25 protein-coding genes are annotated in these 25,563 nt (G+C 70.9%); 17 read left to right on the forward strand and 8 right to left on the reverse strand.

Going from position 1 to position 25,563, the window contains the following annotated elements; all coding sequences use genetic code 11:
* The first annotated feature begins 8 nt into the window (after positions 1 to 8).
* From ACFQZY_RS09930 to ssb, 3 genes are all read left to right on the forward strand, one after another.
* A complete protein-coding gene (locus tag ACFQZY_RS09930) occupies positions 9 to 689 on the forward strand; it encodes a hypothetical protein (protein ID WP_377415468.1) in 681 nt (226 codons plus the stop codon).
* A 118-nt stretch (positions 690 to 807) separates the two neighbouring features.
* On the forward strand, positions 808 to 2,016 hold the full coding sequence (locus tag ACFQZY_RS09935) for an MFS transporter (RefSeq protein WP_377415556.1): 1,209 nt from the start codon (positions 808 to 810) through the stop codon (positions 2,014 to 2,016).
* A gap of 27 nt (positions 2,017 to 2,043) precedes the next feature.
* Entirely contained in the window at positions 2,044 to 2,547 is a 504-nt protein-coding gene (gene ssb, locus ACFQZY_RS09940; protein ID WP_377415469.1) for a single-stranded DNA-binding protein, read from the forward strand.
* 106 nt (positions 2,548 to 2,653) lie between these two features.
* Here ssb and ytfE read toward each other — a convergent pair whose 3' ends face one another.
* From ytfE to ACFQZY_RS09960, 4 genes are all read right to left on the reverse strand, one after another.
* Positions 2,654 to 3,400, reverse strand: coding sequence for an iron-sulfur cluster repair protein YtfE (ytfE, locus tag ACFQZY_RS09945; RefSeq protein WP_377415470.1), 747 nt, complete (start codon positions 3,398 to 3,400; stop codon positions 2,654 to 2,656).
* 97 nt (positions 3,401 to 3,497) lie between these two features.
* Positions 3,498 to 3,809 carry a hypothetical protein gene (locus tag ACFQZY_RS09950; RefSeq protein ID WP_377415471.1) on the reverse strand — a complete coding sequence of 104 codons (312 nt, stop codon included), beginning with the start codon at positions 3,807 to 3,809 and terminating at the stop codon, positions 3,498 to 3,500.
* Positions 3,810 to 3,885: 76 nt separating this feature from the next.
* On the reverse strand, positions 3,886 to 5,064 hold the full coding sequence (gene mnmA, locus ACFQZY_RS09955; protein ID WP_377415472.1) for a tRNA 2-thiouridine(34) synthase MnmA: 1,179 nt from the start codon (positions 5,062 to 5,064) through the stop codon (positions 3,886 to 3,888).
* 11 nt (positions 5,065 to 5,075) lie between these two features.
* Positions 5,076 to 5,558: an NUDIX hydrolase gene (locus ACFQZY_RS09960; protein WP_377415473.1), complete on the reverse strand. Its 483-nt coding sequence runs from the start codon at positions 5,556 to 5,558 to the stop codon at positions 5,076 to 5,078.
* 125 nt (positions 5,559 to 5,683) lie between these two features.
* On the opposite strand from ACFQZY_RS09960, the gene ACFQZY_RS09965 reads away from it, so the two are divergent.
* Positions 5,684 to 6,418, forward strand: a complete 735-nt coding sequence (locus tag ACFQZY_RS09965) for a hypothetical protein (protein ID WP_377415474.1) — start codon at positions 5,684 to 5,686, stop codon at positions 6,416 to 6,418.
* 40 nt (positions 6,419 to 6,458) lie between these two features.
* Here ACFQZY_RS09965 and ACFQZY_RS09970 read toward each other — a convergent pair whose 3' ends face one another.
* A complete protein-coding gene (locus ACFQZY_RS09970; protein ID WP_377415475.1) occupies positions 6,459 to 7,127 on the reverse strand; it encodes a hypothetical protein in 669 nt (222 codons plus the stop codon).
* Between the two features lie 216 nt (positions 7,128 to 7,343).
* On the opposite strand from ACFQZY_RS09970, the gene ACFQZY_RS09975 reads away from it, so the two are divergent.
* The 8 genes from ACFQZY_RS09975 to ACFQZY_RS10010 all read left to right on the forward strand — a co-directional run bounded on the left by ACFQZY_RS09975 (position 7,344) and on the right by ACFQZY_RS10010 (position 18,408).
* Positions 7,344 to 8,459, forward strand: coding sequence for a Re/Si-specific NAD(P)(+) transhydrogenase subunit alpha (locus ACFQZY_RS09975; protein WP_377415476.1), 1,116 nt, complete (start codon positions 7,344 to 7,346; stop codon positions 8,457 to 8,459).
* A 3-nt stretch (positions 8,460 to 8,462) separates the two neighbouring features.
* Positions 8,463 to 8,795 carry an NAD(P) transhydrogenase subunit alpha gene (locus tag ACFQZY_RS09980; protein ID WP_377415477.1) on the forward strand — a complete coding sequence of 111 codons (333 nt, stop codon included), beginning with the start codon at positions 8,463 to 8,465 and terminating at the stop codon, positions 8,793 to 8,795.
* Positions 8,792 to 10,216: an NAD(P)(+) transhydrogenase (Re/Si-specific) subunit beta gene (locus tag ACFQZY_RS09985; RefSeq protein WP_377415478.1), complete on the forward strand. Its 1,425-nt coding sequence runs from the start codon at positions 8,792 to 8,794 to the stop codon at positions 10,214 to 10,216. The genes ACFQZY_RS09980 and ACFQZY_RS09985 overlap by 4 nt, the downstream gene beginning before the upstream one ends.
* 114 nt (positions 10,217 to 10,330) lie before the next feature.
* Positions 10,331 to 12,007 (forward strand): long-chain-fatty-acid--CoA ligase, encoded by a 1,677-nt coding sequence (locus ACFQZY_RS09990; RefSeq protein ID WP_377415479.1) that lies wholly within the window; start codon positions 10,331 to 10,333, stop codon positions 12,005 to 12,007.
* 8 nt (positions 12,008 to 12,015) lie between these two features.
* Positions 12,016 to 12,714 carry a 5'-methylthioadenosine/adenosylhomocysteine nucleosidase gene (locus ACFQZY_RS09995; RefSeq protein WP_377415480.1) on the forward strand — a complete coding sequence of 233 codons (699 nt, stop codon included), beginning with the start codon at positions 12,016 to 12,018 and terminating at the stop codon, positions 12,712 to 12,714.
* A 96-nt stretch (positions 12,715 to 12,810) separates the two neighbouring features.
* Entirely contained in the window at positions 12,811 to 14,076 is a 1,266-nt protein-coding gene (locus ACFQZY_RS10000; RefSeq protein ID WP_377415481.1) for a TolC family protein, read from the forward strand.
* 10 nt (positions 14,077 to 14,086) lie between these two features.
* Positions 14,087 to 15,319 carry an efflux RND transporter periplasmic adaptor subunit gene (locus tag ACFQZY_RS10005; protein WP_377415482.1) on the forward strand — a complete coding sequence of 411 codons (1,233 nt, stop codon included), beginning with the start codon at positions 14,087 to 14,089 and terminating at the stop codon, positions 15,317 to 15,319.
* Positions 15,316 to 18,408 (forward strand): efflux RND transporter permease subunit, encoded by a 3,093-nt coding sequence (locus tag ACFQZY_RS10010; protein WP_377415483.1) that lies wholly within the window; start codon positions 15,316 to 15,318, stop codon positions 18,406 to 18,408. The genes ACFQZY_RS10005 and ACFQZY_RS10010 overlap by 4 nt, the downstream gene beginning before the upstream one ends.
* A 56-nt stretch (positions 18,409 to 18,464) precedes the next feature.
* Here the strand turns inward: ACFQZY_RS10010 and corA are convergent, their stop codons facing one another.
* Together corA and ACFQZY_RS10020 are read right to left on the reverse strand one after the other, a co-directional pair.
* The gene (corA, locus tag ACFQZY_RS10015) at positions 18,465 to 19,451 is read right to left on the reverse strand and encodes a magnesium/cobalt transporter CorA (RefSeq protein WP_377415484.1); all 987 of its coding nucleotides are present in this window, start codon (positions 19,449 to 19,451) and stop codon (positions 18,465 to 18,467) included.
* Between the two features lie 163 nt (positions 19,452 to 19,614).
* Positions 19,615 to 20,826: a patatin-like phospholipase family protein gene (locus ACFQZY_RS10020; protein ID WP_377415485.1), complete on the reverse strand. Its 1,212-nt coding sequence runs from the start codon at positions 20,824 to 20,826 to the stop codon at positions 19,615 to 19,617.
* A gap of 815 nt (positions 20,827 to 21,641) precedes the next feature.
* Between ACFQZY_RS10020 and hpf the strand changes: the two genes are divergently transcribed.
* The 3 genes from hpf to hprK all read left to right on the forward strand — a co-directional run bounded on the left by hpf (position 21,642) and on the right by hprK (position 23,577).
* On the forward strand, positions 21,642 to 22,019 hold the full coding sequence (hpf, locus tag ACFQZY_RS10025) for a ribosome hibernation-promoting factor, HPF/YfiA family (RefSeq protein ID WP_377415486.1): 378 nt from the start codon (positions 21,642 to 21,644) through the stop codon (positions 22,017 to 22,019).
* A 129-nt stretch (positions 22,020 to 22,148) separates the two neighbouring features.
* Positions 22,149 to 22,616, forward strand: coding sequence for a PTS sugar transporter subunit IIA (locus ACFQZY_RS10030; RefSeq protein ID WP_377415487.1), 468 nt, complete (start codon positions 22,149 to 22,151; stop codon positions 22,614 to 22,616).
* 10 nt (positions 22,617 to 22,626) lie between these two features.
* A complete protein-coding gene (hprK, locus tag ACFQZY_RS10035; RefSeq protein ID WP_377415488.1) occupies positions 22,627 to 23,577 on the forward strand; it encodes an HPr(Ser) kinase/phosphatase in 951 nt (316 codons plus the stop codon).
* A 28-nt stretch (positions 23,578 to 23,605) separates the two neighbouring features.
* Here the strand turns inward: hprK and fur are convergent, their stop codons facing one another.
* Complete coding sequence (gene fur / locus ACFQZY_RS10040) at positions 23,606 to 24,046, reverse strand: ferric iron uptake transcriptional regulator (protein ID WP_377415489.1); 441 nt, start codon at positions 24,044 to 24,046, stop codon at positions 23,606 to 23,608.
* Between the two features lie 75 nt (positions 24,047 to 24,121).
* On the opposite strand from fur, the gene ACFQZY_RS10045 reads away from it, so the two are divergent.
* A complete protein-coding gene (locus tag ACFQZY_RS10045) occupies positions 24,122 to 24,664 on the forward strand; it encodes an outer membrane protein assembly factor BamE (RefSeq protein ID WP_377415490.1) in 543 nt (180 codons plus the stop codon).
* A 4-nt stretch (positions 24,665 to 24,668) separates the two neighbouring features.
* Positions 24,669 to 25,487 carry a 4-hydroxy-tetrahydrodipicolinate reductase gene (gene dapB / locus ACFQZY_RS10050; RefSeq protein WP_377415491.1) on the forward strand — a complete coding sequence of 273 codons (819 nt, stop codon included), beginning with the start codon at positions 24,669 to 24,671 and terminating at the stop codon, positions 25,485 to 25,487.
* Positions 25,488 to 25,563: the final 76 nt, after the last annotated feature.

A 25,563-nucleotide genomic window follows, 5' to 3' on the forward strand; every position in this document is an offset into this window, starting at 1 on the left:
ACACCCGCATGGCACTCGCCGGCAACGCGCTGGTCGCGATCTGGAACGACATCTCGCCCGAGAAGCGCGAGGACTTCTTCGAATGGCACCCCCGCGAGCACATGGTCGAACGCCTCGGCATCCCGGGCTTCCTGCGCGGGCGCCGCTGCGTCGCCGTCGACCCGGGCACGGAATTCCTCACGCTGTACGAGGTGCGGGACGCGGACGTCCTCACCAGCGAGGCCTACCTGACCCGCCTGACCCACCCCACGCCCTGGTCCACCGCCACGCTGCCGGGTTTTCGCAACAACGTGCGCGGCGCCTGCCGCATCGAGTTCACCGGGGGCTGCGCCATGGGCGGCTTCGTGCTGACCCTGCGCTTCGAGGCCGAGCCGGGCCGCGAGGCGGCGCTGGTCGAGGCGCTGCGCGACCAGGTCATGCCGCCGGTGGTCCAGGCGCCGCGGGTCACCGCCGCCCACTTCGTGCGCAACGACCCCTCCCTCACCGGCGGCAACTCGGGCAACCAGCGCGGGCGCGTGATCACCCTGCCGCACCTGGTCGTCCTCATCGAGGGCTCCAGCGCCGACGGTGTCCGGGCCGCCGGCGAGCAGTTCCTGTCGACCCCGCGCCTGGTGGCCCTGGGGGCGAAGGCGGAAGTGATCCGCGAGCTGTACCAGCTGGAATACAGCATCCAGAACCTGGCGGGTTGACCGGCCGGCCCCGACCCCGGGCGGGATACGGGACAATGCAGGGTTTTCAGGCGCGGGCGTCCGCGCCCGCGACCGCTCCAGCCGCCCCGTGACCCCTTCCGACCCGACTTCCAGCCGCATGACCCCCGCCGAGCGCCGGGCCAGCGGCTCGCTGGCCAGCGTATTCGCCGCGCGCATGCTGGGCCTGTTCCTGGTGCTGCCCGTGTTCGCCCTGGAGGCGGCCCGCTACCCCGGCGGCGACGACCCGTCCCTGGTCGGCCTGGCCATGGGCATCTATGGCCTGACCCAGGGCCTGCTGCAGATCCCCTTCGGCATGGCCTCCGACCGCTTTGGCCGCAAGCGCGTGATCGTGCTGGGCCTGCTGGTGTTCGCCGCCGGCAGCTTCATGGCGGCGGCGGCCACCTCCCTGTGGGGCCTGGTCGCCGGCCGCTCGCTCCAGGGCGCCGGCGCGGTCTCGGCCGCCGTCACCGCCCTGCTGGCCGATCAGACCCGCGACAGCGTGCGGACCAAGGCCATGGCCCTGGTGGGCGCCAGCATCGGCCTGATGTTCGCCGTCTCCCTCGTCGCCGCGCCCCTGCTGGCGGCGAAGGTCGGCCTGTCGGGCCTGTTCGCCGCCACCGGCTTCCTGGCCCTGGCCTGCATCGCCGTGGTGCTGTGGTGGACGCCGCCCGAGCCGGTCCAGCACAAGGACCAGCCGCGCGGGCGCCTGTCCGAGGTGCTCTCGCACCCGGGCCTGCTGCGGCTGGACGTGGGCGTGTTCGTGCTGCACGCGGTGCAACTGGCCATGTGGGTCGCGGTGCCGGCCTTGCTGGTGGCCGCCGGCCTGGCCAAGGCCGACCACTGGAAGGTCTACCTGCCGGCCATGCTGGGGTCCTTCGTCGTCATGGGCGGGGTGCTGTTCCCGCTGGAGCGCCGCGGCTACCTGCGCGCCGTCTTCCTGTCCTCGGTCGGTGTGATCGGGCTGGTGCAGCTGGGGCTGCTGGCCGTGGCCGGCCAGCCCTCGCTGGCGGCGCTGGGCGCCCTGCTGTTCCTGTTCTTCTGCGGCTTCAACGTGCTGGAGGCCAGCCAGCCGAGCATGGCCTCGCGCGTGGCCCCGGCCCATGCGCGCGGGGCGGCCCTGGGCGTCTACAACACCCTGCAGTCCCTGGGCTTCTTCGCCGGGGGCGCGGTGGGTGGCTGGCTGGTGAAGCAGGCCGGCGCGCCGGGCGTCTTCGGCCTGTGCGCCGCGCTGATGGCGGTGTGGCTGGTGGTGGCCTGGCCGATGCGCGCGCCGGCCTCCTCCCGGCCGGCGCCGGAGGTCCTGGCCAGCGAGGCGCAGGCGACATAATCGAGCCGATATCTGCAAGGAAACCCCATGGCATCCGTCAACAAAGTCATCCTCATCGGCAACTGCGGCCGCGACCCCGAAATGCGCTACCTGCCTTCGGGCCAGGCCGTGGCCAACGTGAGTGTTGCCACCTCCACCCGCCGCAAGGACAAGAACAGCGGCGAGATGGTCGAAGACACCCAGTGGCACCGCGTCACCTTCTACGACCGCCTGGCCGAGATCGCGGGCGAGTACGTGAAGAAGGGCCGCCCCCTCTACGTCGAGGGTCGCCTGAAGTACGGCAAGTACACCGGCCAGGACGGCATCGAGCGCAATACCGTGGACATCATCGCCACCGAGCTGCAGCTGCTGGGTGGCCGTGAAGGCATGGGCGGCGGCGCCGGCGGTGGCGGCGGCGACGACGAATACGGCGGTGGCGCTCCCCAGCGCCGCGCCCCGGCGCCCGCGCCCCGCGCGGCCGCTCCGCGTCCGGCCCCGGCGCCCAAGGCGAACTCGGGCTTCGACGACATGGACGACGACATCCCGTTCTGATCCCCGCCCGGCCGCGCCGCTGGCGCGCCTGTGCGGCGACAGGGCTTGCGCCCCGCGCCGCGGGCACCGGACCTCCCCTTCGGCCACCTCGGTGGCCGTTGTCGTTTCAGGCGCAGCCGCAGGCCCCGCCTGACCCGCAGCCGCCCTGCGACTCCCCCGGCGACTGGCCCTCGAAAGCCGGGAACAGGCAGTTGTTCTCCAGGTGGATGTGCTCCATCAGGTCGGACTTGAGCTGGGCCAGCCCCGTGTACAGCGCGCGCCAGGTGTTGCAGGCGCCGGGCGGCGGGGTCATTTCCTGCGTCAGGCGGTCCAGCGTCTCCAGGGCCTGGCCGTGCTCGAGGTGCTCGTGCCGCATCATGGTGATCGGGTGGGCCGCCATCGGGTGGCCGCCCCGGCGCAGGACCGGGAACAGCACCTGCTCCTCTTTCTCCATGTGCGAGAGCAGCTCCGACTGCATCGCCTCCAGGTGCTGCGCCAGCCCGGCGGGCACCTGCGGGTGGTCGGCATGCACCGCCTCCACCCGGCGCGCCATGCGCTCGAGCTCGGGCAGCTGGCGCCGGTGCACCTCGTGGTAGCGGGCCAGGAGGTGGTCGATCAGCGCGCCGGCTTCGGTCGGGACGGCCTGGCCGTCAGGGGCCGGCGCGGCCTCGCGCAGTTCCGCCAGCAGCGCCTGCGCGTCCAGGCCCTTGGCCCGGGCCGCCTGGTCCAGGGCGACGTTGCCGCCGCAGCAGAAATCCAGCTTGTGGCGGCGGAAGACGGCGGTCGCGCCCGGCACGCGGGCGGCGATCTCGCCCAGCGTGGCGGCGGGCTGCAGCAGGGTGGCCGGGACGGCGGGTTCGAGCACGGCGTTCATTCGGGTTCCTCGGTGCGATGTGTGTGTCATCAGAATATGCATTTGAGATGCACCTTATTTGACCCACGTCAACGCACCCGTGCCGCGCGGCCCCGCGTCAGAGCGCCCGCAGGATCTCCCAGCGGCTGGTGCCCGAGACCACGTAGGGCTCGAGGTCCTTGCTCCATTGGAGGTGTTCGGGGATCTTGGGCAACTCGGCCCACACGGCCTCGAGCTGTGCGAGGCTGTCGACCTCGTGCTCGGTCTGCACCGTCGCCTCGAGGGCGCCGATGGACCCGGTCAGCAGCCGGGTGCGTTGCGGCTCGACGCCGGCTTTCGGCCCGATGTCGGCCAGCCAGCGATGCATGGCGTCGATGACGACCTGCTTGTGCCCGAAGCGGGCATTGATGCTCCAGCGTGCGATCAGCATGGCGAGCCTCCGGAAAAGGGGAGGCTGAAGTTCAGTCGATCACGGGGCCGAATTCAAGTCGGCCGGGGCCGCGAGATCAGTCGCGCGCGCAGATCACGCCGCCGCCCAGGCAGACCTCGCCGTCATACAGCACGGCGGACTGCCCCGGCGTCACCGCCCACTGCGGATCGGTGAACTGCAGGCGGATCGCGCCGTCCCGCGGCAGCGAGAGCGTGCAGGCCGCGTCGGCCTGGCGGTAGCGGGTCTTGGCGGCGTAGGCGCCCGCGGAGGGCGGCGTGTCGGCGGTCCAGCTGAGGTCGGTGGCTTCCAGCGCCTGCGAGAGCAGCCAGGGGTGGTCATGCCCCTGCACCACGTACAGCGTGTTTTTCTCGATGTCCTTGCGCGCCACGAACCAGGGCGCGTGGTCACCCGCGCCCTTCTGCGCGCCCTTGGCCTTCACCCCGCCGATGCCCAGGCCCTGGCGCTGGCCCAGCGTGTAGAAGGACAGGCCCTGGTGCTGGCCCAGGGTGCGGCCCTTTTCGTCCTTGATCGGGCCCGGCTCCTTGCTCAGGTAGCGGCCCAGGAACTCGCGGAACGGCCGCTCGCCGATGAAGCAGATGCCGGTGGAGTCCTTCTTCTTCGCATTGGGCAGGCCGATTTCCTCGGCGATGCGGCGCACCTCGGTCTTGTGCAGCTCGCCCACCGGGAACAGCGTCTTGCGCAGCTGCGCCTGGTTCAGGCGGTGCAGGAAGTAGCTCTGGTCCTTGGCCGGGTCCAGGCCCTTCAGTAGCTGGTAGTGCCCTCCCGACCCGGGCGCATCGCACGCGCCAGCGTGCGATTTCCATAACGGCCCATCGGGCTCGCCCGGGTTCGCCGGGCACCAGCGAACCCGGGCGTAATGCCCGGTGGCGATCTTCTCGGCGCCCAGGCGCATGGCATGGTCCAGGAAGGCCTTGAACTTGATCTCGGCGTTGCACAGCACGTCGGGGTTGGGCGTGCGGCCGGCCTGGTACTCGCGCAGGAACTCGGCGAAGACGCGGTCCTTGTACTCGGCGGCGAAGTTGACGTGCTCGATCTCGATGCCGATCACGTCGGCCACGCTGGCGGCGTCGACGAAGTCCTCGTTCGAGGAGCAGTACTCGCTGTCGTCGTCGTCTTCCCAGTTCTTCATGAAGATGCCGACCACCTCGTGGCCTTGCTTCTTCAACAGGTAGGCGGACACGGCGGAATCCACGCCCCCGCTCAGGCCCACGACGATGCGCTGCTTCGAACTCATAAGGGGGGCAATTATCCCAGCCCGGCCACGCTGGGGTCGGTGTAGACCAGGTCCAGCGGGTGGCGCTGCCCGCGCAGGTAGTCCTCCATGCAGCGCAGCACCAGCGGGCTGCGGTGGCGGCCGGCGCTGGCGCGCACTTCGTCGGGCGTCATCCAGACCGTGCGCACGATGCCGGTGTCCAGGCGGCGGGCCGGGTCGAGCTCGCCCAGCGCGCCGCAGAAGGCGAAGCGCAGGTAGGTGATGTCCTCGCCGGTGGCCTCGCGCCGGAAGCGCGAGAGGTACACGCCCACCAGGGCGGTGGGCTCGAAGGCGTGGCAGGTCTCCTCCAGCGCCTCGCGGGCGCAGCCGGCCACGGGTGATTCGCCGGGGTCCAGGTGGCCGGCCGGGTTGTTCAGGCGCAGGCCTTCGGGGGTGTGTTCCTCCACCAGGAGGAAGCGGCCGTCACGCTCGATGACGGCGGCCACGGTGACGCTGGGTTTCCATCGGGTGTCCATCGGCCGATCATAGGGGTCACCACCGCGTCACCGGCAGCGGGTAGGATCGCGCGCCACGCCACGCCACGCCACGCCACGCCACGCCACGCCACGCCACGCCACGCCACGCTCCCTCCGCCCTCGCCATGCCCTTCGCACGCCGCCTTGCCTCCCTGACCGGGTCCCTTGGCCTGCTCCTCGCCGCTGCCGCCACCCCCCCGCCCGCCCTGGCCGCACGGCCCATGATCACCGACGACGCCCGCATCGTCGATGCCCAGGCGTGCCAGGTCGAGTCGTGGCAGCGGATCAACCGCGACGGCCCCAACCGCTTCTGGGCGGTGCCGGCCTGCAACCCCACAGGCAACCTGGAGCTGTCGGTCGGTGGCGGCTTCGGTGCGACCGAGGCGCGCCCCGGCGAGCGCCGCCTCGTCGCCAACCTGTTCCAAGGAAAGACGCTGATCAGGCCGCTGACGCCGGATGGCTGGGGCATCGGCCTGGCCGTGGGCCGCAGCCACGACCTGCCGGGTGATTCACCCGCCGTGGCCAGCAACTATTTCTACGTCCCGGCGAGCTGGGCGATGCGGGGCGACGACGTGGTCCTGCACCTGAACCTCGGCATGCGCGACGACCGCGCGGCCCGCCGCAGCTTCGGCACCTGGGGCCTGGGCAGCGAGATCCGGCTGGCGCCGCAGGTGCAGCTGATCGCCGAGGCCTTCGGCGAGAACCGCAGCGGCACCCACGTGCACGGCGGACTGCGCTGGTGGGTGGTGCCCGATCGCGTGCAGGTCGACGCCACCCTCGGCAGCCGCCTGCAGCCCGGCACCTCCAACCGCTGGATGTCCCTGGGCGTGCGGCTGTTGTCGCCGCCGTTCCTGCCCTGAGCGGCCCTGAGCGGCCCGGGGCGGGGCGGCCAGGCGCCGATCAGGCCTCGTACTCCTGCGCGCCCTGCACCCAGATGAAGGACTGCACGTCGATCATGTCGCGCGCGTGGAAGCCGACATGCCGGTCCAGGTCGCGGCGGATGATCGCGGCGAACGTCATCAGCCCCTCGTACACCTTCCAGCCCGGCGTCGCGTCATACGGCAGGTCGAAGCCATAGGCCCGGGCCGCGCGCCGCGTGACCTGCGGCTTGAGGAACAGGTGCTTGTCGGGCCGGGCCAGGAAGCCGAAGACCGTGACGACCGGCCAGCTGCGCACGCGCCCGCGCGGCTGCGGCAGTTCGGCCACCGCCTGGCTCCAGTCCTCGAAGCGGCGCTGCGCAGGGCCGCGCCCCCAGACGAACGAATGCAGCTCGTGTGCGAACAGGCGCGCCCCGGCGGCCGGCCGCAAGGCCTCGCGCAGCGCCATCTTCTCGAACGAGAACAGCAGGTTGGTGCGCGCCTCGATGCGCAGCGCGGTGTCGGCGATCTGCCGGTACTCGCCGCGCGCCAGCAGCTTGCGCCAGGTCTCCGGCCCGAGGTCGCGCTGCCATTCCAGGTGGGCACGCTCCTTCATCGAGCGTTCGGCCACCAGGTAGGCCGCATCCCCGAAACCTTCGGGGTAGTAGAGCTCGAACTTGCGCCGTGCGCGTGACGCGCCCAGGTAGTTCACGTTGCTTGCCCGCGGGCCGTTAGCCGCGGATGAGAAGGATGCCGGACGTGCCATCTGTGCAGTTTTTGACCTCGAGGCAGCTCATCCGTGTAGGACGCGGACCCGCCTGCGTGCCGGTTCCCGTCCGACGCAGGGGGGTGACCCCGCCGAGCTTTCATGTAAGCTGCGGGTCAGTAAGCAGTTGCTACCGCCACCCCTGTTGCGAGGAGGAGATCCATGCAGATTGGCGTACCCGCCGAAACCACGGCGGGAGAGACCCGCGTTGCCGTCACTCCGGAGACGGCCAAGAAGCTCAAGGGCCAGGGACACGCGGTGCGCGTGCAGTCGGGCGCCGGCCTGGCGGCCAGCGCGCCGGACGCGGCGTACGAAGCCGTCGGCTGCGAGATCACCGATGCGGCCGGGGCCTTCGGCAGCGACCTGGTGCTGAAGGTGAGGGCTCCCTCCGGCGGCGAGCTTGCGCTGATGCGGGCGGGGACCACGCTGGTGGGCATGCTCAATCCCTTCGATGCCGCCGGACTGCAGGGCCTGGCGGGCGCAGGCCTGACGGCCTACGCGCTGGAGGCGGCGCCGCGCACCACCCGGGCGCAGAGCATGGACGTGCTCTCCTCCCAGGCCAACATCGCCGGCTACAAGGCCGTGATGATCGCGGCCGACCGCTACCAGCGCTTCTTCCCCATGCTCATGACGGCGGCCGGCACCGTGAAGGCCGCCCGCGTCGTGATCCTGGGCGTGGGCGTGGCGGGCCTGCAGGCCATCGCCACGGCCAAGCGCCTGGGCGCGGTGATCGAGGCCTCCGACGTGCGCCCCAGCGTGAAGGAGCAGGTCGAGTCGCTGGGCGCCAAGTTCATCGACGTGCCCTACGAGACCGCCGAGGAGAAGGAGGCGGCCGAGGGCGTGGGCGGCTACGCCCGGCCCATGCCGCAAAGCTGGCTGGACCGCCAGAAGGCCGAGGTCGCCAAGCGCGTGGCCCAGGCCGACGTGGTGATCACCACCGCCCTGATCCCGGGCCGCGCGGCGCCGGTGCTCGTCACCCCGGAGATGGTGCAGGCCATGAAGCCGGGCTCGGTCATCGTCGACCTCGCCGCGGCCCAGGGCGGCAACTGCCCGCTGACCGAAGCCGGGCGCACCGTCGTCAAGCACGGCGTGACGATCGTGGGCGAGACCAACCTGCCCGCGCTGGTGGCGGCCGACGCCTCCGCGCTCTACGCGCGCAACGTGCTGGACTTCCTCAAGCTCGTGATCGACAAGGACGGCCAGTTGAAGGTGGACCTGGACGACGACATCGTCGCCGCCTGCCTGATGACCCACAACGGTGAACTGCGGAGGAAATGAGCCATGGATGTCGTGTCGCCCACCGTCATCAACCTGATCATCTTCGTGCTGGCCATCTACGTGGGCTACCACGTGGTGTGGACCGTCACCCCCGCGCTGCACACGCCGCTGATGGCGGTGACCAACGCGATCTCGGCCATCGTCATCGTCGGCGCCATGCTGGCCGCCGCGCTCACCGAGGGCGGGCTGGCCAAGACCATGGGCGTGCTGGCCGTGGCGCTGGCGGCGGTCAATGTCTTCGGCGGCTTCCTGGTCACGCGCCGGATGCTGGAGATGTTCAAGAAGAAGGACAAGAAGCCCGCCGCCCCGCCCGCGGCCAAGGGGGATGCAGCATGAGCATGAACCTCGTCACCCTGCTGTACCTGCTGGCGTCGGTGTGCTTCATCCAGGCCCTCAAGGGCCTGTCGCACCCCACCACCTCCATCCGCGGCAACCTGTTCGGCATGGCCGGCATGGCGATCGCGGTGCTGACCACCGCGGCCCTGATCGTGGAGCTGTCCGGCGGCACGGGTCCGGGCATGGCCTGGGTGCTGCTGGGGCTGGTGGTCGGCGGCGGCGCCGGCGCCGTGATGGCCCAGCGCGTGGAGATGACCAAGATGCCCGAGCTGGTGGCCTTCATGCACAGCATGATCGGCCTGGCCGCGGTGTTCATCGCCATCGCCGCGGTGGCCGAGCCCCAGGCCTTCGGCATCGCCCCCGCGGTGGGCGAGATCCCCAAGGGCAACCGCCTGGAGCTGTTCCTGGGCGCGGCGATCGGCGCCATCACGTTCAGCGGCTCGGTCATCGCCTTCGGCAAGCTCTCGGGCAAGTACAAGTTCCGCCTGTTCCAGGGCGCGCCGGTGGTGTTCGCCGGCCAGCACCTGCTGAACCTGGCGCTGGGCCTGGCCACGCTGGGGCTGGGGCTGGCCTACATGGCCACCGAGAACTGGAGCGCGTTCTTCGCGATGCTGGCGCTGGCCTTTGTCATGGGCGTGCTGATCATCATCCCGATCGGCGGCGCCGACATGCCGGTGGTGGTGTCCATGCTCAACTCGTACTCGGGCTGGGCGGCGGCGGGCATCGGCTTCTCGTTGAACAACTCCATGCTGATCATCGCCGGCTCGCTGGTGGGCAGCTCGGGCGCGATCCTGAGCTACATCATGTGCAAGGCCATGAACCGCTCGTTCTTCAACGTGATCCTGGGCGGCTTCGGCGGCGAGGCCGGCGCGGCGCAGGCCGGCGCGGCGGTGCAGCGCACCGTCAAGAGCGGCAGCGCCGACGACGCCGCCTTCATCCTGGGCAACGCCGAGACGGTGGTGATCGTGCCCGGCTACGGCCTGGCGGTGGCGCGCGCGCAGCATGCCGTGAAGGAGCTGGCCGAGAAGCTGGTGCACAAGGGCATCACCGTGAAGTACGCGATCCACCCGGTGGCCGGCCGCATGCCGGGCCACATGAACGTGCTCCTCGCCGAGGCCGAGGTGCCCTACGACCAGGTGTTCGAGATGGAGGACATCAACGGCGAGTTCGGCCAGGCCGACGTGGCCATCATCCTGGGCGCCAACGACGTGGTGAACCCGGCGGCGCTGCAGAAGGGCAGCCCCATCTACGGCATGCCGATCCTGGAGGCCTACAAGGCCAAGACGGTGATCGTGAACAAGCGCTCGATGGCCGCGGGCTACGCCGGCCTGGACAACGAGCTGTTCTACATGGACAAGACCATGATGGTCTTCGGCGACGCGAAGAAGGTCGTCGAGGACATGGGCAAGGCCGTCGAGTAAGCGTTCGATGCCGCCGCCTTCAGGGAAAACAAGAGGCCGCGCAGGCGCGGCCCGGGACCACAATCAGCCCGTGGTGCGCCCCGCGCGGCGGGCCCGCAAGCAGGAGACAAAAGAATGAGTGAGCGCCCCTGGCTGGAGTCCTACCCCCCCGGTGTCCCGGCCGATGTCGACCCCGGCCAGTACCCGTCGCTGGTGGCCTTGATGGAGGAGGCCTTCCAGAAGTTCTCCGCGCGCCCCTTCCTCAGCTTCCTCGGCAAGGCCTACGACTACGCCTCGGTCGACGCCGACAGCCGCGCCTTCGCCGCCTACCTTCAGGGGCTGGGCCTGGCCAAGGGCGACCGCGTCGCGATCATGATGCCCAACGTGCCGCAGTACCCGGCGGTGGTGGCCGCCATCCTGCGCGCCGGCCTGGTGGTGGTGAACGTCAACCCGCTGTACACCCCGCGCGAGCTGGAGCACCAGCTGCGCGATTCGGGCGCCCGGGCCATCGTCATCATCGAGAACTTCGCCCACACGCTGCAGGCCTGCATCGCCAACACCCAGGTGCAGCACGTGGTGCTCGCCGCCATGGGCGACCGCCTCGGCCTGCTCAAGGGCGCTCTGGTGAACTACGTGGTGCGCCACGTCAAGAAGCTGGTGCCGGCCTTCGAGCTGCCCGGCGCTGTCCGCTACAACGACGCCCTGGCGCTGGGCCAGCGCCGCAGCTTCTCGCCGCCGGCCATCGGCCCCGACGACATCGCGCTGCTGCAGTACACCGGCGGCACCACCGGCGTCGCCAAGGGCGCGGTGCTCCTGCATCGCAACGTCGTGGCCAACGTGCTGCAGTCGCAGGCCTGGAAGCACCCGGCCATGAGCAAGGTGCCGGCCAACGAGCAGATCACCGTGGTCTGCGCGCTGCCGCTGTACCACATCTTCGCGTTCACGGTCTGCATGATGCTGTTCATGCGCCTGGGCGGGAAGGTGATCCTGATCCCCAACCCGCGCGACCTGCCGGGGGTGCTCAAGACCCTGTCCAAGGAGACCTTCCACGTCTTCCCCGCGGTCAGCACGCTGTTCAACGGCCTGGCCCACCATCCGCAGTTCGACACCGTGAACTGGCGCAACCTGACCCTCTCGGTCGGCGGCGGCATGGCGGTGCAGGGCGCGGTGGCCAAGCTGTGGCTGGAGAAGACCGGCAGCCCCATCTGCGAGGGCTACGGCCTGTCCGAGACCGCGCCCTCGGCCAGCTGCAACCCGGTGACCAGCACCGAGTTCACCGGCACCATCGGCGTGCCGATCCCCTCCACCTGGATGAAGTGCATCGATGACGCCGGCAACGAGCTGCCCCCGGGCCAGGCCGGCGAGATCGTGATCAAGGGGCCGCAGGTCATGGCCGGCTACTGGCAGCGGCCCGACGAGACCGCCAAGGTCATGACGGCCGACGGCTACTTCAAGACCGGCGACATCGGCATCATGGACACGCGCGGCTGGTTCCGCATCGTCGACCGCAAGAAGGACATGATCCTGGTCTCCGGCTTCAACGTGTACCCCAACGAGGTCGAGGACGTGGTGGGCCAGCTGCCCGGGGTGCTGGAGAGCGCCGTGGTCGGCATGCCCGACGAGAAGACCGGCGAGGCCGTCAAGCTGGTCATCGTGCGCAAGGACCCGGCGCTCACCGAGGAGCGGGTGCGCGAGTTCTGCCGCGCCAACCTCACCGCCTACAAGCTGCCCAAGGTCATCGAGTTCCGCAACGACCTGCCCAAGACGCCCGTGGGCAAGATCCTGCGCCGGGAGCTGCGGGACCGGAAATAATCCGGCCCATGACCCTCGCCCTCGTCTCGGCCATGCACCAGGAGCTGGCCGCCGTCCTGGACCTCCTGCCCGACGAGCGCAAGACCCGCGTGGCCGGCCGCGACTTCTGGGTCGGCCACCTGCACGGCCAGGAGGTGGTGGCGGTGCTTTCACGCATCGGCAAGGTGGCCGCGGCCACCACCGCCACCGCGCTGATCGAGCGCTTCGGCGCCAGCCGCATCGTCTTCACCGGCGTCGCCGGCGGCCTCGGCCCGGGCGTGAAGGTGGGCGATGTCGTCGTCGCCGACAGCTTCCTGCAGCACGACATGGACGCCTCGCCGCTGTTCCCGCGCCACGAGGTGCCGCTGTACGGCATGTCGCGCTTCGCCACCGACCCGGTGCTCACCGACCGCCTCGCCGCCGCCGCCCGCGCGGCGCTGCCCGGGGCCGGCTTCCACCGCGGCCTGGTCGTCAGCGGCGACCGCTTCGTCGCCACCACCGCTGAGGCCCGCGCCCTGCAGGCCGAACTGCCCGAGGCGCTGGCCGTGGAAATGGAAGGCGCCGCCATCGCCCAGGTCTGCCTGGACTATGGGGTGCCGTATGCCGCGGTGCGCACCATCTCCGACCGGGCCGACGACGCGGCCCATGGCGACTTCACCACCTTCATCGAACAGGTGGCCAGCCGGCACTCGGCCGCCATCGTCCGCGCCCTGCTCGCCGGCGCCTGAACCCGGCCCGGGGGTTTCCCCGGGGGTGGGTACGTGTTGGTACGCACGCTTTTTCCGGCTGAGCGCGTATCTACTCGGTAGCATCGGAAAATTCCCATGCACCGTCTTTCCCTGTTCCTCCTGTCCGCGCTGCTGGCCGCCGGCCTGGCCCATGGCCAGCCCGCCGCCGCGCCCGCGGACGCCTCCTCGCCGCTGACCCTGGCCCAGGTGCTGCAGGCCGCCCGTGACAACCTCGACGTCTCCCTGGCGCGACGCGCCCTGGCCGGCGCCCAGGCCGACGTGGTGGCCGCCGACCGGCGCCCCACGCCCGTGCTGTCGGCCAAGGCCGGCTCCATGGACCTGGAGCACGGCATCGGCCCCGGCAACGCCCTGCGCGAGAAACGAATCGACAAGGGCCTCGGCCTGGACTGGACCGTGGAGCGTGGCGACAAGCGCGCCCTGCGCACCCGGGCGGCCGAGCGCAACGCCCAGGCTGCGCGCCTGGAGCTGGCCGAGGTGCTGGTGCAGCAGCAGGCCGCCGCCGCGGCCGCCTACTACGACCTGCTCGCCGCCCAGGAGCGCGTGGGCCAGGTCGAGGCGCTGGCGCGCAGCGCCGCCGACCTGGCCGCCGCTGCCCAGCGCCGCCTGCGCGCGGGTGACCTCTCCCAGCAGGACGCGCTGCGCACCGAGATCGAAGCGCGCCGGGCCCAGGCCGAGCTGCGCGGCGCCCAGGCCGACCGCCAGCGCGCGGTGCTGGCCCTGGCCCAGGTGACCGGCCTGCGCGGCGATCTGCGCGCCGAGGTGGCCTGGCCCGCGGCCGGGCCCCTGGCGGGCGACGGCCCCGACATCGAGCAGCGCCCCGCGGTGCTGGCCGCCCGCGAGCGGGTGCAGGCCGCCCAGGCCGCCTACGACGGCGCCCTGGCGCTGCGCCGCAACGACGTCACCGTCGGCGCCTCGGTGGACCACATCCCCGGCACCTCGCGCCGCCAGCTCGAGCTGCGCCTGCAGATGCCCCTGGCCGGCGTGCTGGGCACCTACGGCTACGAGGGCGAGATCGCCCGGGCCCGCGCCGCGCTGGAGCAGGCGCAGGACCAGCTGGAGATGGCCCGCCGCGACGCCCTGGCCGACACCGGCCGGCTGCGCGAGGACCTGCGCGCCGCCGCCGCCCGCGCCGCCGACTTCCAGTCGGACATCGTGCCGCGCGCGCGCCAGGTCGCCGCGATGGCCGAACTCGCCTACACCCGGGGCGCCCTGTCCCTGACCGACCTGGTCGAGGCGCGCCGCACCCTGCGCGCCGTCCTGGTCGACGAACTCGCCGCCCGCGCCGAGCATGCGCGCGCCGCCTCCGCCTGGCAGCTGCGCCTGGCCCCGCCCACGAACTGATCCCGTTGCCGTGAACCTGCGCCTGATTTCCCTCCTGATCCCAGCCGCCTTCGCGCTCGCCGCCTGCGGCGACAAGGCCGCTGCGCCCGCCGCGCCCGCGCCCGCCGACCCCGTGGTCCAGGGCCAGCAACTGCGCTTCCCACCCGGCCACCCGCAGCTTGCGAAGCTGGGCCTGGTGGCCGCCGCCCCGGCCAGCGCCATCACCGTCGAACTGCCGGCCCGCCTGGTCTGGAACGAGGACCGCACCCAGCGCATCTACCCCGCCTTCGCCGGCCGGGTGGAGCGCATCGTGGCCGACGTGGGCCAGGTGGTGAAGCCGGGGCAGCCCCTGGCCCTGCTCGCCTCGCCCGACTTCGGCGTGGCGCAGGCCGAGACCGCCAAGGCCCAGGCCGACGCGCAGCTGACCCAGCGCGCGCTCGCCCGCCAGCGCGAGCTGTTCGAGGCCGGCATCGTCGCGCGCAAGGACCTGGAGCAGGCCGAGGCCGACGCCGCCCGCGCCCGCGCCGAGCTGCAGCGGGCCGAGGCCCGCACCCGCCTGTACGGCGGCGCCGGCGCCGGCGTGGACCAGCGCCTGGCCCTGTCGTCCGGCATCGCCGGCATGGTCGTGGAGCGCAACCTCAACCCGGGCCAGGAGCTGCGCCCGGATGCCGGCGGCAATGGCGTGCCCCCGCTGTTCACCGTCAGCGACCCCGCCACGCTGTGGGTGCTGGTCGACGCGCCCGAGCGCGAGGCCGGCCTGCTGCGCCCGGGCGTGAAGCTCGCGCTGTCCGTGCCCGGCCTGCCGGGCCAGGCCTTCGAGGCCCGGGTGATGGCCGCCGGCGACTTCATCGACCCGGCCACGCGCCGCCTGCGCGTGCGCGCCGTGGTGGACAACCCCCAGCGCCTGCTGAAGGCCGAGATGCTCGCCAGCGCGCGCGTCACGCGCCAGCCCGCCCCGGGCACGGTGGTGGTGCCGGCCGCGGCGGTGAAGCTCGAGGGCAGCACCCACACCGTGATGGTGGAAGCCGCGCCGGGCGCCTTCGAGCCGCGCCAGGTCGAGGTTGCCACCCAGAACCAGGGCGAGGTCTTCATCTCCCGCGGCCTGGCCGCCGGCGAGAAGGTGGTCTCGCAGAACATGCTGCTGCTTTCGCGCCAGCACCGCATCGCCCTCGATGACCACCAGGGATCGGGCGCCGCCAAGGCCGCCCCGGCGGCCTCCGCGGCCCCGGCCGCCTCGCCTGCCGCTGCGGGGGCCTCGCGGTGAAGCGCCTGATCCATTTCGCCCTGCACCGCCCGCTGTTCGTCGTCCTGGGCACGGTGCTGTTCGCGCTGTCGGGGCTGTTCGCCTTCAGCAACCTCTCGGTCGAGGCCTTCCCGGACGTGACCGACACCCAGGTCACCGTCATCGCCCTGTACCCGGGGCGCGCCGCCGAGGAGGTGGAAAAGCAGGTCACGCTGCCCGTGGAGGTGGCGCTGTCGGGCCTGCCCAATTCGATCCGCGTGTTCTCGCACACGCAGTTCGGCCTGTCCTTCACCGTCGTCACCTACGACGACAAGGCCGACGTGCCCACCGTGCGCGCCCAGGTCAACGAGCGCCTGCGCTCGGTGGACCTGCCGCCGGGGGTGGAGACCCACATCGCGCCCAACGCCACGCCGGTGGGCGAGATCCTCCGCTACCGGGTGCGCGGCGACGCCCTGGACACCACCGAGCTGCGCGCCATCGAGGACTGGACCGTCGAGCGCTCGCTGCGCCAGGTGCCCGGCGTGGCCGACGTGGTGGCCCTGGGCGGCTTCATCAAGCAGTACGAGGTGCAGCCCGACCTGGAGAAGCTGCGCGCCGCCAAGCTGAACTTCCAGCAGCTGCTCGACGCGCTGGGCCGCGGCAACGCCAACGCCGGCGGCAGCTACGTGGCCCAGGGCCAGCAGCAGTACGCGATCCGCGGCATCGGCCTGCTCAAGTCGCCCGAGGACATCGGCCGCATCGTCGTCGCCAACCGGGGCAGCACGCCGATCCTGGTGCGCGACGTCGCGCAGGTGAAGGTGGGCGCGGTACCCCGCCTGGGCGTGGTCGGCCAGGACCTGGACGACGACGTCGTCACCGGCATCGTCATCATGCGCAAGGGCGAGAACCCCAGCGTGGTGCTCAAGGCGGTCAAGGACCGCATCGACGACCTCAACACCCGGGTGCTGCCCCAGGGCGTGAAGATCGTGCCGTACTACGACCGCACCTGGCTCATGGGCAAGACCCTGTCCACCGTCTTCCGCAACTTGGTGGAAGGCGCGCTGCTGGTCTCGATCGTCCTGTACCTGTTCCTGTCGAACCTGCGCGCTACGCTGGCGGTGGTGGCGCTGATCCCGCTGTCCCTGCTGGCCACCTTCCTGGGCCTGAAGTTCATGGGCGTGCCGGCGAACCTGCTGTCGCTGGGGGCGATGGACTTCGGCATCATCGTCGACGGCGCGGTGATCGTGGTGGAGAACATCCTGCACCGCCTCTCCGAACGCGGGGAGGACATGAAGGACAACGAGCGCCGCCAGGTGATCCTGGACGCCACCACCGAGGTCGGCCGGCCGACGCTGTTCTCGATGCTGATCATCATCGCGGCGCACATCCCCATCTTCGCGCTGCAGCGCCATGAGGGCCGCATCTTCCAGCCGATGGCGCTGTCGGTCACCTCGGCGCTGATCGGCGCCCTGATCTTCTCGCTGATGCTGGTGCCGCTCATGGCCTACTGGATGCTGCGGCGCAAGCTGCCGCATGGCGACAACCGCCTGCTGGCCGCCTGCAAGCGCGCCTATGCGCCGGTGCTGGCCTGGGCCCTGGCGCGCCGCCGCGCGGTCATGGCGCTGGCCGTCGTCGCCTTCGTCGCGGCGATGGGCGTGGCCACCCGCCTGGGCTCGGAATTCCTGCCGGAGCTGAACGAGGGCACGATCTGGGTCAACGTCCGCCTGCCTTCCAGCATCTCCAACGACGAGGCGGCCCGCACCCTGCGTTCCATCCGCCAGGCGCTGCTCACGGTGCCCGAGGTGCGCACCACGGTCTCCAAGGCCGGCCAGCCCGAGGACGGCACCGACCCCAAGACCATCTCGATGGCCGAGGTCTTCGTCGACGTCAAGCCGCCCGAGGAGTGGCGCAAGGGCCTCACCCGCGCGCAGCTGCTCGACGAGATGGACCGCGCGGTCTCCGCCATCCCGGGCATGGAGCCGGTGTTCTCGCAGCCCATTCGGGACAACGTGCTGGAATCCATCTCGCAGATCGACGGCCAGATCGTGATCAAGGTCGCCGGGGACGACCTGGGCGAGCTCAAACGCGTGACCCAGGCCATCGAGCAGCAGGTCAAGCAGGTGCCCGGCGTCTACCGCGCCGAGATCGACCGCTTCGGCGAGCTGCCGCAGCTGGTCATCGACATCGACCGCGACCGCGCCGCGCGCCTGGGCCTGAACGTTCAGGACATCCAGGACGTGGTCGAGGCCGCCCTGGCCGGCAAGGCCGCCACCCAGATCTGGGAGGGCGAGCGCAAGTTCTCGGTGGCGGTGCGCCTGGCCGGCGAGCGCCGCCAGCTCGGGGCGCTGCCGCAGACCCTGATCCCCACGCCCGACGGCGGCTACGTGCCCCTGTCCAGCGTGGCCGACATCCGCGAGGTCAGCGGCGCGATGAACATCGCCCGTGAGGCCGGCCGCCGCACCATGGCCATCGGCATCTTCATCAAGGGCCGTGACATGGGCTCGGTGGTGGCCGACATGAAGCAGCGCACCGACGGCGCGGTCACCCTGCCGGCCGGCTACACCGTGAGCTGGTCGGGCGAGTTCGAGAACCAGGAGCGGGCCATGAAGCGGCTGTCCCTGGTGGTGCCGGTCTCGCTGCTGCTGATCTTCGTGCTGCTGTTCGACGCCTTCGGCTCCCTCAAGCGCGCCGCTCTGATCCTGATGAACGTGCCCCTGGCCCTCATCGGCGGCTTCGTCGCGCTGTGGATCTTCGGCATCCCGCTGTCGGTCTCGGCCGCCATCGGCTTCATCGCGCTGTCGGGGCAGGCGGTGCTCAATGGCGTGGTGATGCTCTCGGTGTTCCAGCAGCTGCAGTCGCGCGGCATGTCGGTGGTGGACGCGGTGCGCGAGGGCTCGATGCAGCGCCTGCGCACGGTGCTCATGACGGCCTTGCTGGCCGCGCTGGGGCTGCTGCCCATGGCGCTGTCGCAGGACATCGGCGCCGAGACCCAGCGGCCGCTGGCCATCGTGGTGATCGGCGGGCTATTCACCGCCACGCTGCTCACGCTGGTGGTGCTGCCGGTGCTGTACGTGGCCTGGTTCGGCCGCGAGAAGCAGCACCCGCTGCCGCTGCCCAAGGGCGGCCACTGAGGCCGGCGCCGCGCCTGCGGGCGCGGCGTCCTGTCACGGCGCGTGCGGGGGGCGGGTCAGCGCAGCCAGCCGCGCTTGCGGAAGTACCACATCGGCACCACCGCGCTGGCCACCATCAGCGCCAGTGCGAGCGGGTAGCCGCCCTGCCACTCCAGCTCCGGCATGTACTTGAAGTTCATGCCGTAGAGGCTGGCCACCAGGGTCGGCGGCAGCAGCGCCACGCTGGCCACCGAGAAGATCTTGATGATCTTGTTCTGGTTGATGTTGATGAAGCCGACGGTGGCGTCCATCAGGAAGTTGATCTTGTCGAACAGGAAGGCCGTGTGGTTGTCCAGCGACTCGATGTCGCGCAGGATCTGCCGCGCCTCCTCGAACTGCTCGGCGGACAGCATGCGGCTTCGCATCATGAAGCTCACCGCGCGGCGGGTGTCCATCATGTTGCGGCGGATGCGGCCGTTCAGGTCCTCCTGGCGCGCGATCGCGCCCAGCACCTCGCCGGCCAGGGCGTCGGTCACCTCGCCGGACAGCACCTGCTTGGAGACCTCCTCGAGCTCGTCGTAGATGCCCTCGAGCGTGTCGGCCGAGTACTCGGCGTCGGCGTCGAACAGCTTGAGCAGCACCTCCTTGGCATCCTCGATCAGGCCCGGGGCCCGACGTGCGCGCATGCGCAGCAGGCGGAACACCGGCACGTCCTCGTCGTGGATGGAGAACAGGACGCCCTTGCTCTTGAGGCTGTCGTTGACCAGGTTCAGGATGAAGGCCACGCGGACGGTGCGCGGCTCGTCGTCACCGGCGATCAGGAAGTCGCTGCGAATGTGCAGGTCGCCGTTGTCTTCCTCGTAGAAGCGGGCGGATTCCTCGATGTCCTCGTCCATCGCGTCGTCGGGGATGGACAGGCCGAAGTACTGCTTGACCCAGCGCTTTTCCTCGGGCGTGGGTGATTCCAGGTCGACCCAGATCGGCTGGAACTTGGACAGCTCCTCCAGGGACTCGATTTCTTCCTGGAACAGACGCCCGTTGGCGAGCGTGAAGATGTTGAGCATGGCTCACTCCGTGACAGGGGGTTCGGCGGTGCGGGGCAATGGGGAGCTTCCGACGCCCCGCGGCCTCTTGTCACGGGCGTCGAAAGCTACCGACTCGGGTAGGTTTCCAAGGCGTGGGCCTCCGGTAATTTCGACCCGTCGATTATGCCGCGCCACTCGGCCGTCAGACCGCGTGGGCGTGCTCTCGGTGCTCGAAAAATGAGAGCAACTCGGCCCGGCGGGCGTAGGCATCCTGTTCGCCCAGCGCGATCAGCGCCTGCGTGAAGCCGGGCTCGAAGAGCAGGTAGCTGGCCAGGGGGCCGCCGCTGCGCATCGCGCCCAGCCCGCCGAGGGCGCGGCGCACCGGCCGCGGCAGGGCGCTGGCATGCTGCATGGCGAGCGCGTCGAGTGACTGGCTCGGCTGGATCGCCAGCACCTCGACCGGGCGGTACGGCAGCATCCCCGCCACTTCCCGCGGCAGCTGGCGCAGGGTCTGGGTCACGCGCTGGGCCTGCTCCACGTCGGCCTGCAGGGTGTCGTGGAACACGCTGGCCAGCGCATGGGCCGCAATCGCGCCCAGCCGGGGCTCGGCGGCCGGGGTGCCGTTGGCCGCGGTGCGCTGCGGCTGGCCCACGCCCACCACCAGGATCCGGTCGGCCCCCAGGTGCACCGCGGGCGACAGCGGCGAGACCTGGCGCATCGCGCCATCGCCGAAGTATTCGCGGCGGCCGTCCACCCACAGGGGCGTCGGCGGGAACAGGAACGGCAGGGCGCTGGAGGCCATCAGGTGTTCGATGGTCACCGGCTGGAACTCCGCGCGCCGCCCGGGCCGGTTCCAGGGCTGGTGGCCCGTGTCGGCCGCGGTGTGGCAGAAGGTCCAGTGGGTGCCTGTGGTGTAGCTGGAGGCCGTCACCGCCAGCGCCTGGATCGCGCCCTGGGCGAGGGCCTGCTCGATGCCCGCCAGCGAAATGCCCTGGTGCAGCGTGTCCACCAGGGGCATGGTGTCCAGCAGGGCGCCTTCGCGCCGCGTCGCGCTCCACAGCCGAACCGCCGCCAGCAGCCGCGACACCCGCACCCAGTGCGGGATCTTCAGCGCGTACACGTCCTCGCAGTGCAGGCGGCCCCAGAACCGGGCGAGGTGGTCGAACGCCGCCAGCCCGGAGGTGGCATGGCCGGCCAGGCTGGCCACGTTGATGGCGCCCGCCGACGTGCCCACCAGCACCTCGAACGGGAACGGCGCCGCGGCGCCGGGCGAGCGCAGCCCGAGCATGCTGCCGAGGGCGCGCAGCACGCCCGCCTGGTAGGCCGTGCGCGCGCCGCCCCCCATCAGCACCAGGGCGTGGACGTGCGCCGGTGCCGAGGCCTGCAGGGTGCCGAGCATGGTCGCCAGCGACATGGCGGGAATTCCTCCGTCCGGCTCATCCTAGAGCAAGGCCCGCCGGGCCGGAAGCGGCAGGATGAGTCCTACACGCCCGAGCCGACACGTCCGACAGGTCGGCTGAGGCGAGGCCCCTACATTCGGTCCATCGGTTCTGCACCGACGCCCCCGGCGGCGCCGTTCCCGGCCATTCGCAGGAGTCCCGCATGATCCACCTTGCCTCCGAATCACGCCCCGGCCGTCCCGGCTGGCGCCCCGGCCCCGCGGCCCGTCCGCAGGCGCAGGCCCCGGGCAGTCCGCGTGTCGCCTCGCATGCGTGGCCCTTCCTGAGCCGTCCGGTGACCGGGCCCGCCGTGCAGGGCCCGTCGCCATCCCCCCGCAATGACAGCGGCAGCTGACCTGCCGCACGGAGCCTTTTCCCATGTCCCTCGACACCCGTCCCCCGCGTCGCCCCCCGGAAGCGGTCCGCGACAAGCCCCAGGTCGACCGCACCGAGCACGGCAACCTCGAACGGGCCCATGCGCGCCGGCACCCGCATGCCGCGCAAGCCCCTGCTTGCAATGGGGGATGGAGCCGCCACGGCGCCGGCCCCGCGGCCTGGAGCACCTGGAGATAGTCCATAAGAAATCGACTGATCGATCGACCAGCACCTTCGTGGCATAACTCGTTGCGCTTTGTCAATTCCGCGGCGTGAGTCCCCGCGCCCGGCGGCTCAAACCCATTGCTTTTCGCGGCATGCCCGCGCATAGTGAACCCGACCAGTGATCCTCACCCGGGCTGCTGCACTCCAGGTTGGCAGCCCATTCAACCCGTGCAACACAGGAGACTCACTCATGAACCTGACGATCAGCGGTCACCACCTCGAAGTCACTCCCGCCCTTCGCAATTACGTGACCACCAAGCTCGATCGCATCACCCGGCACTTCGACCAGGTGGTGGACATCAAGGTACTGCTCACGGTTGAAAACCAGACGGAGAAGGAAAGACGCCAGCGCGCTGAATGCAGGATCCACGTCAAGGGCAATGACCTGTTCGCCGAAAGCGCCCACGCCGACCTGTACGCGGCCTTCGACGAACTCGTCGACAAGCTCGACCGCCAGGTCTCCCGCCACAAGACGCGCCTGCAGGACCACAACCATCACTCGGCGAAACGCCTGATGGCTGTGGACGGCGGGCTCCCCGCCGAGGCCGGCCAGGCGGCCGGCGCGTGACACGAGGCGCCTTCGGGCGCCTTTCCATTTCAGGGACCTGCCTCCCGGCGCGTTGTGGTGCTGGGAACACGGCGGGCGCGGCCCCTGCGTTGCGGGGTTGGGGGCGGGTGCATAATCCACTCCCCAACCATGAACCGCCTTGCGTCCATCCTGCCCGTCTCCCAGGTTCTGGTGAGCGTCGACGCCACCAGCAAGAAACGGGCTTTCGAAGAAGCCGGGCTGCTGTTCGAGAACCTGCACGGCCTCTCGCGTGCCCTGATCACCGACAGCCTGTTCGCCCGTGAACGCCTCGGCTCCACCGGCCTGGGCCACGGCGTCGCCATTCCCCACGGCCGCATCAAGGGCCTCAAGGCCCCGATGGCTGCCCTGTTCCAGCTCGCCCAGCCGATCGGCTTCGACGCGCCCGACGAACAGCCCGTGGGTCTGTTGATCTTCCTGCTCGTGCCCGAGGCCGCGACCCAGAAGCACCTGGAGATCCTGTCCGAGATCGCCGAGCTCCTGAGCGACGCCGTCCTGCGGGAAAAGATCAAGACCGCTGCCAGCGCCGAGGCGCTGCACGGCCTGATCGCCAACTGGCAGTCGGCCCAGCCGGCCTGAAGCGCGCTTCGTGAAACCCACCGTCGTCAGCGCAGATGTCCTGTTCGAGGACCATCGCAGCACGCTGAAGTGGGAGTGGGTCGCCGGCCTGGGCGCCTCGGAGCGCCGCTTCGACGAAGTGGCCATCCGCGCCGCGCGCTCCGGCGCCGACCTGGTCGGCTACCTCAATTACATCCACCCGTACCGGGTGCAGATCCTGGGCGAGCGCGAGATCGCCTACCTGCAGAACGCCACCGCCGACGACTGCGCCCGCCGCATCGCGCGCATCGTCACGCTGGAGCCGCCGGTGCTGGTGCTGGCCGACGGCCAGGTCGCGCCCGACGCGCTGGTGGCCATGTGCGAGCGCGCGCAGATTCCCATGTTCGCCACGCGCGAGTCGTCGGCCTTCGTGATCGACGTGCTGCGCGCCTACCTGTCCAAGCACTTCGCCGAGCGCACCTCCATGCACGGCGTGTTCATGGACATCCTGGGCCTGGGTGTCCTGATCACCGGCGAGTCCGGCCTGGGCAAGAGCGAGCTGGGCCTGGAGCTGATCTCCCGTGGCAACGGCCTGGTGGCCGACGACGCGGTGGACCTGTACCGCATCAACCAGACCACCATCGAGGGCCGCTGCCCCGAGCTGCTGCAGAACCTGCTGGAAGTGCGCGGCATCGGCCTGCTGGACATCCGCGCCATCTTCGGCGAGACCGCGGTGCGCCGGAAGATGCGGCTGAAGTTGATCGTGCACCTGGTGCGGCGCGAGACGCTGGAGCGCGAGTACGAGCGCCTGCCCTACGAGCCGCTCACGCAGGACGTGCTGGGCGTGCCGATTCGCAAGGCCGTCATCCAGGTGGTGGCCGGTCGCAACATCGCCGTGCTGGTGGAAGCCGCCGTGCGCAACACCATCCTGCAGCTGCGGGGCGTGGACACCTACGCGGAGTTCGTCGAGCGGCATCGCCGCGCGATGGAGAGCGAGGGCTGACTGCCCGGGGTCCCCGCGGGCCGGGGACTCAGTTGCCGCGGCCGGCGGGCCGGTGCGGGCAGCCTTCCTTGACGCAGTTCGCGTACAGGCTCAGGGCGTGGTCGGCGATGCGAAAGCCCTGGGCCTGGGCCACCGCGTTCTGGCGCTTCTCGATCTCGGCGTCGTAGAACTCCTCGACCCGTCCGCAGTCCAGGCACACCAGGTGGTCGTGGTGCTGGCCCTCATTGAGCTCGTAGACCGCCTTGCCGCTCTCGAAGTGGCTGCGCGAGAGGATGCCGGCCTGCTCGAACTGCGTCAGCACGCGGTAGACGGTGGCCAGGCCGATGTCCGAGCGCTCCTCGAGCAGCACGCGGAACACGTCCTCCGCGGTCATGTGGCGCTGCGAACCCTTGTGGAATACGTCCAGGATCTTCAGCCGGGGCAGCGTCGCCTTCAGGCCGGTGCTTTTGAGTTCGTCGATGTTCGCCATGGTGCCTGTCGGGGCGGCCTCGCCGAGAGGGGCCCGCCGCTACAATCGTTCGATCATATACGCCACGCCCGCCTGATGCCCGCCATCCCCCTTCGCAGCAGCCGCCTCGCCCTCGTGCTGGCCGCCTGCGCCCTGGCCGCCGGCTGCGGCAGCCTCGACGGCGCCAGCGCCCGCGTCGCCGGCGCCGTCACGCCGTACAAGATGCCGATCGTGCAGGGTAACTTCGTCTCGCGCGAGCAGGTCGCCGTCCTCAAGCCGGGCATGAGCCGCCAGCAGGTGCGCGAGATCCTGGGCACGCCCCTCCTGGCGAGCGTCTTCCACGCCGACCGCTGGGACTACGTCTTCACCCTGCGCCGTCAGGGCGTGCCGCCGCAGGCCTACCGCCTGACCGTGCAGTTCAAGGGCGACGCGCTCGAGCGCTTCGAGGGCGACACCATGCCCACCGAGGCCGAGTTCGTGGCGCTGCTCGATGTCGCGCGCCGCAACCGCCCGGTGCCCCCGCTGGAGGCCACCGAGGCCCAGCTCAAACGCTTTCCCGCGCCGGCGCCCGCCGCGCCCGAGGCGCCGCTGCCGCCCGCCGCCGCCAGCTACCCCCCGCTCGAACCGCCGTCCCGCTGACCCGATGCCTTCCCTGAACACCCCCCACCGCGTCGCCGTCGCCGGCGCCACCGGCCGCATGGGCCACATGCTGATCGAGGCCATCCGCGCCAGTGATGACTGCCAGCTCGCCGGCGCGCTGGACGTGCCCGCCAGCCCCGCCATCGGCAACGACGCCTGCGCCTTCCTGGGCCACGCCAGCGGCGTCGCCGTTACCGCCGACCTGGCCGCCGGCCTGGCCAATGCCCGTGTGCTGATCGACTTCACCCGCCCCGAGGGCACGATGGCCCACCTGGCCGCCTGCCGCGCGCATGGCGTGGCCCTGATCATCGGCACCACCGGCTTCTCCGAGGCGCAGAAGGCCGAGATCGCCGAGGCCGCCAAGGTGATCCCGATCGTGATGGCCCCCAACATGTCTGTGGGCGTGAACGTCACGCTCAAGCTGCTCGAGATGGCGGCCAAGGCCCTGGCCACCGGTTACGACATCGAGATCATCGAGGCCCACCACCGCCACAAGGTCGATGCCCCCTCGGGCACGGCCCTCAAGATGGGCGAGGTCATCGCCGACGCCATCGGCCGCGACCTGAAGGAATGCGGCGTCTACGCCCGCGAGGGCGTGACTGGCGAGCGCGACCCGTCCACCATCGGCTTTTCCACCATCCGCGGCGGCGACATCGTCGGCGACCACACCGTGCTGTTCGCCGGCACGGGCGAGCGCATCGAGATCACCCACAAGTCGTCCAGCCGCGCCACGTACGCCCAGGGCAGCCTGCGCGCCGTGCGTTTCCTCGCGGACAAGAAGAACGGTCTGTACGACATGTTCGATGTCCTGGGACTGCGATAGCGCGGAGCATGACCGCCGCGCCGGGCCGCCCCAAGCAAGGTCGCGCCCCCTCGGGGGGCAGCGAGGACACGCAGTG

Origin of the sequence: Ramlibacter sp. GCM10027632, from assembly GCF_042675325.1 — a bacterium.
GTDB lineage: Bacteria > Pseudomonadota > Gammaproteobacteria > Burkholderiales > Burkholderiaceae_C > Ramlibacter.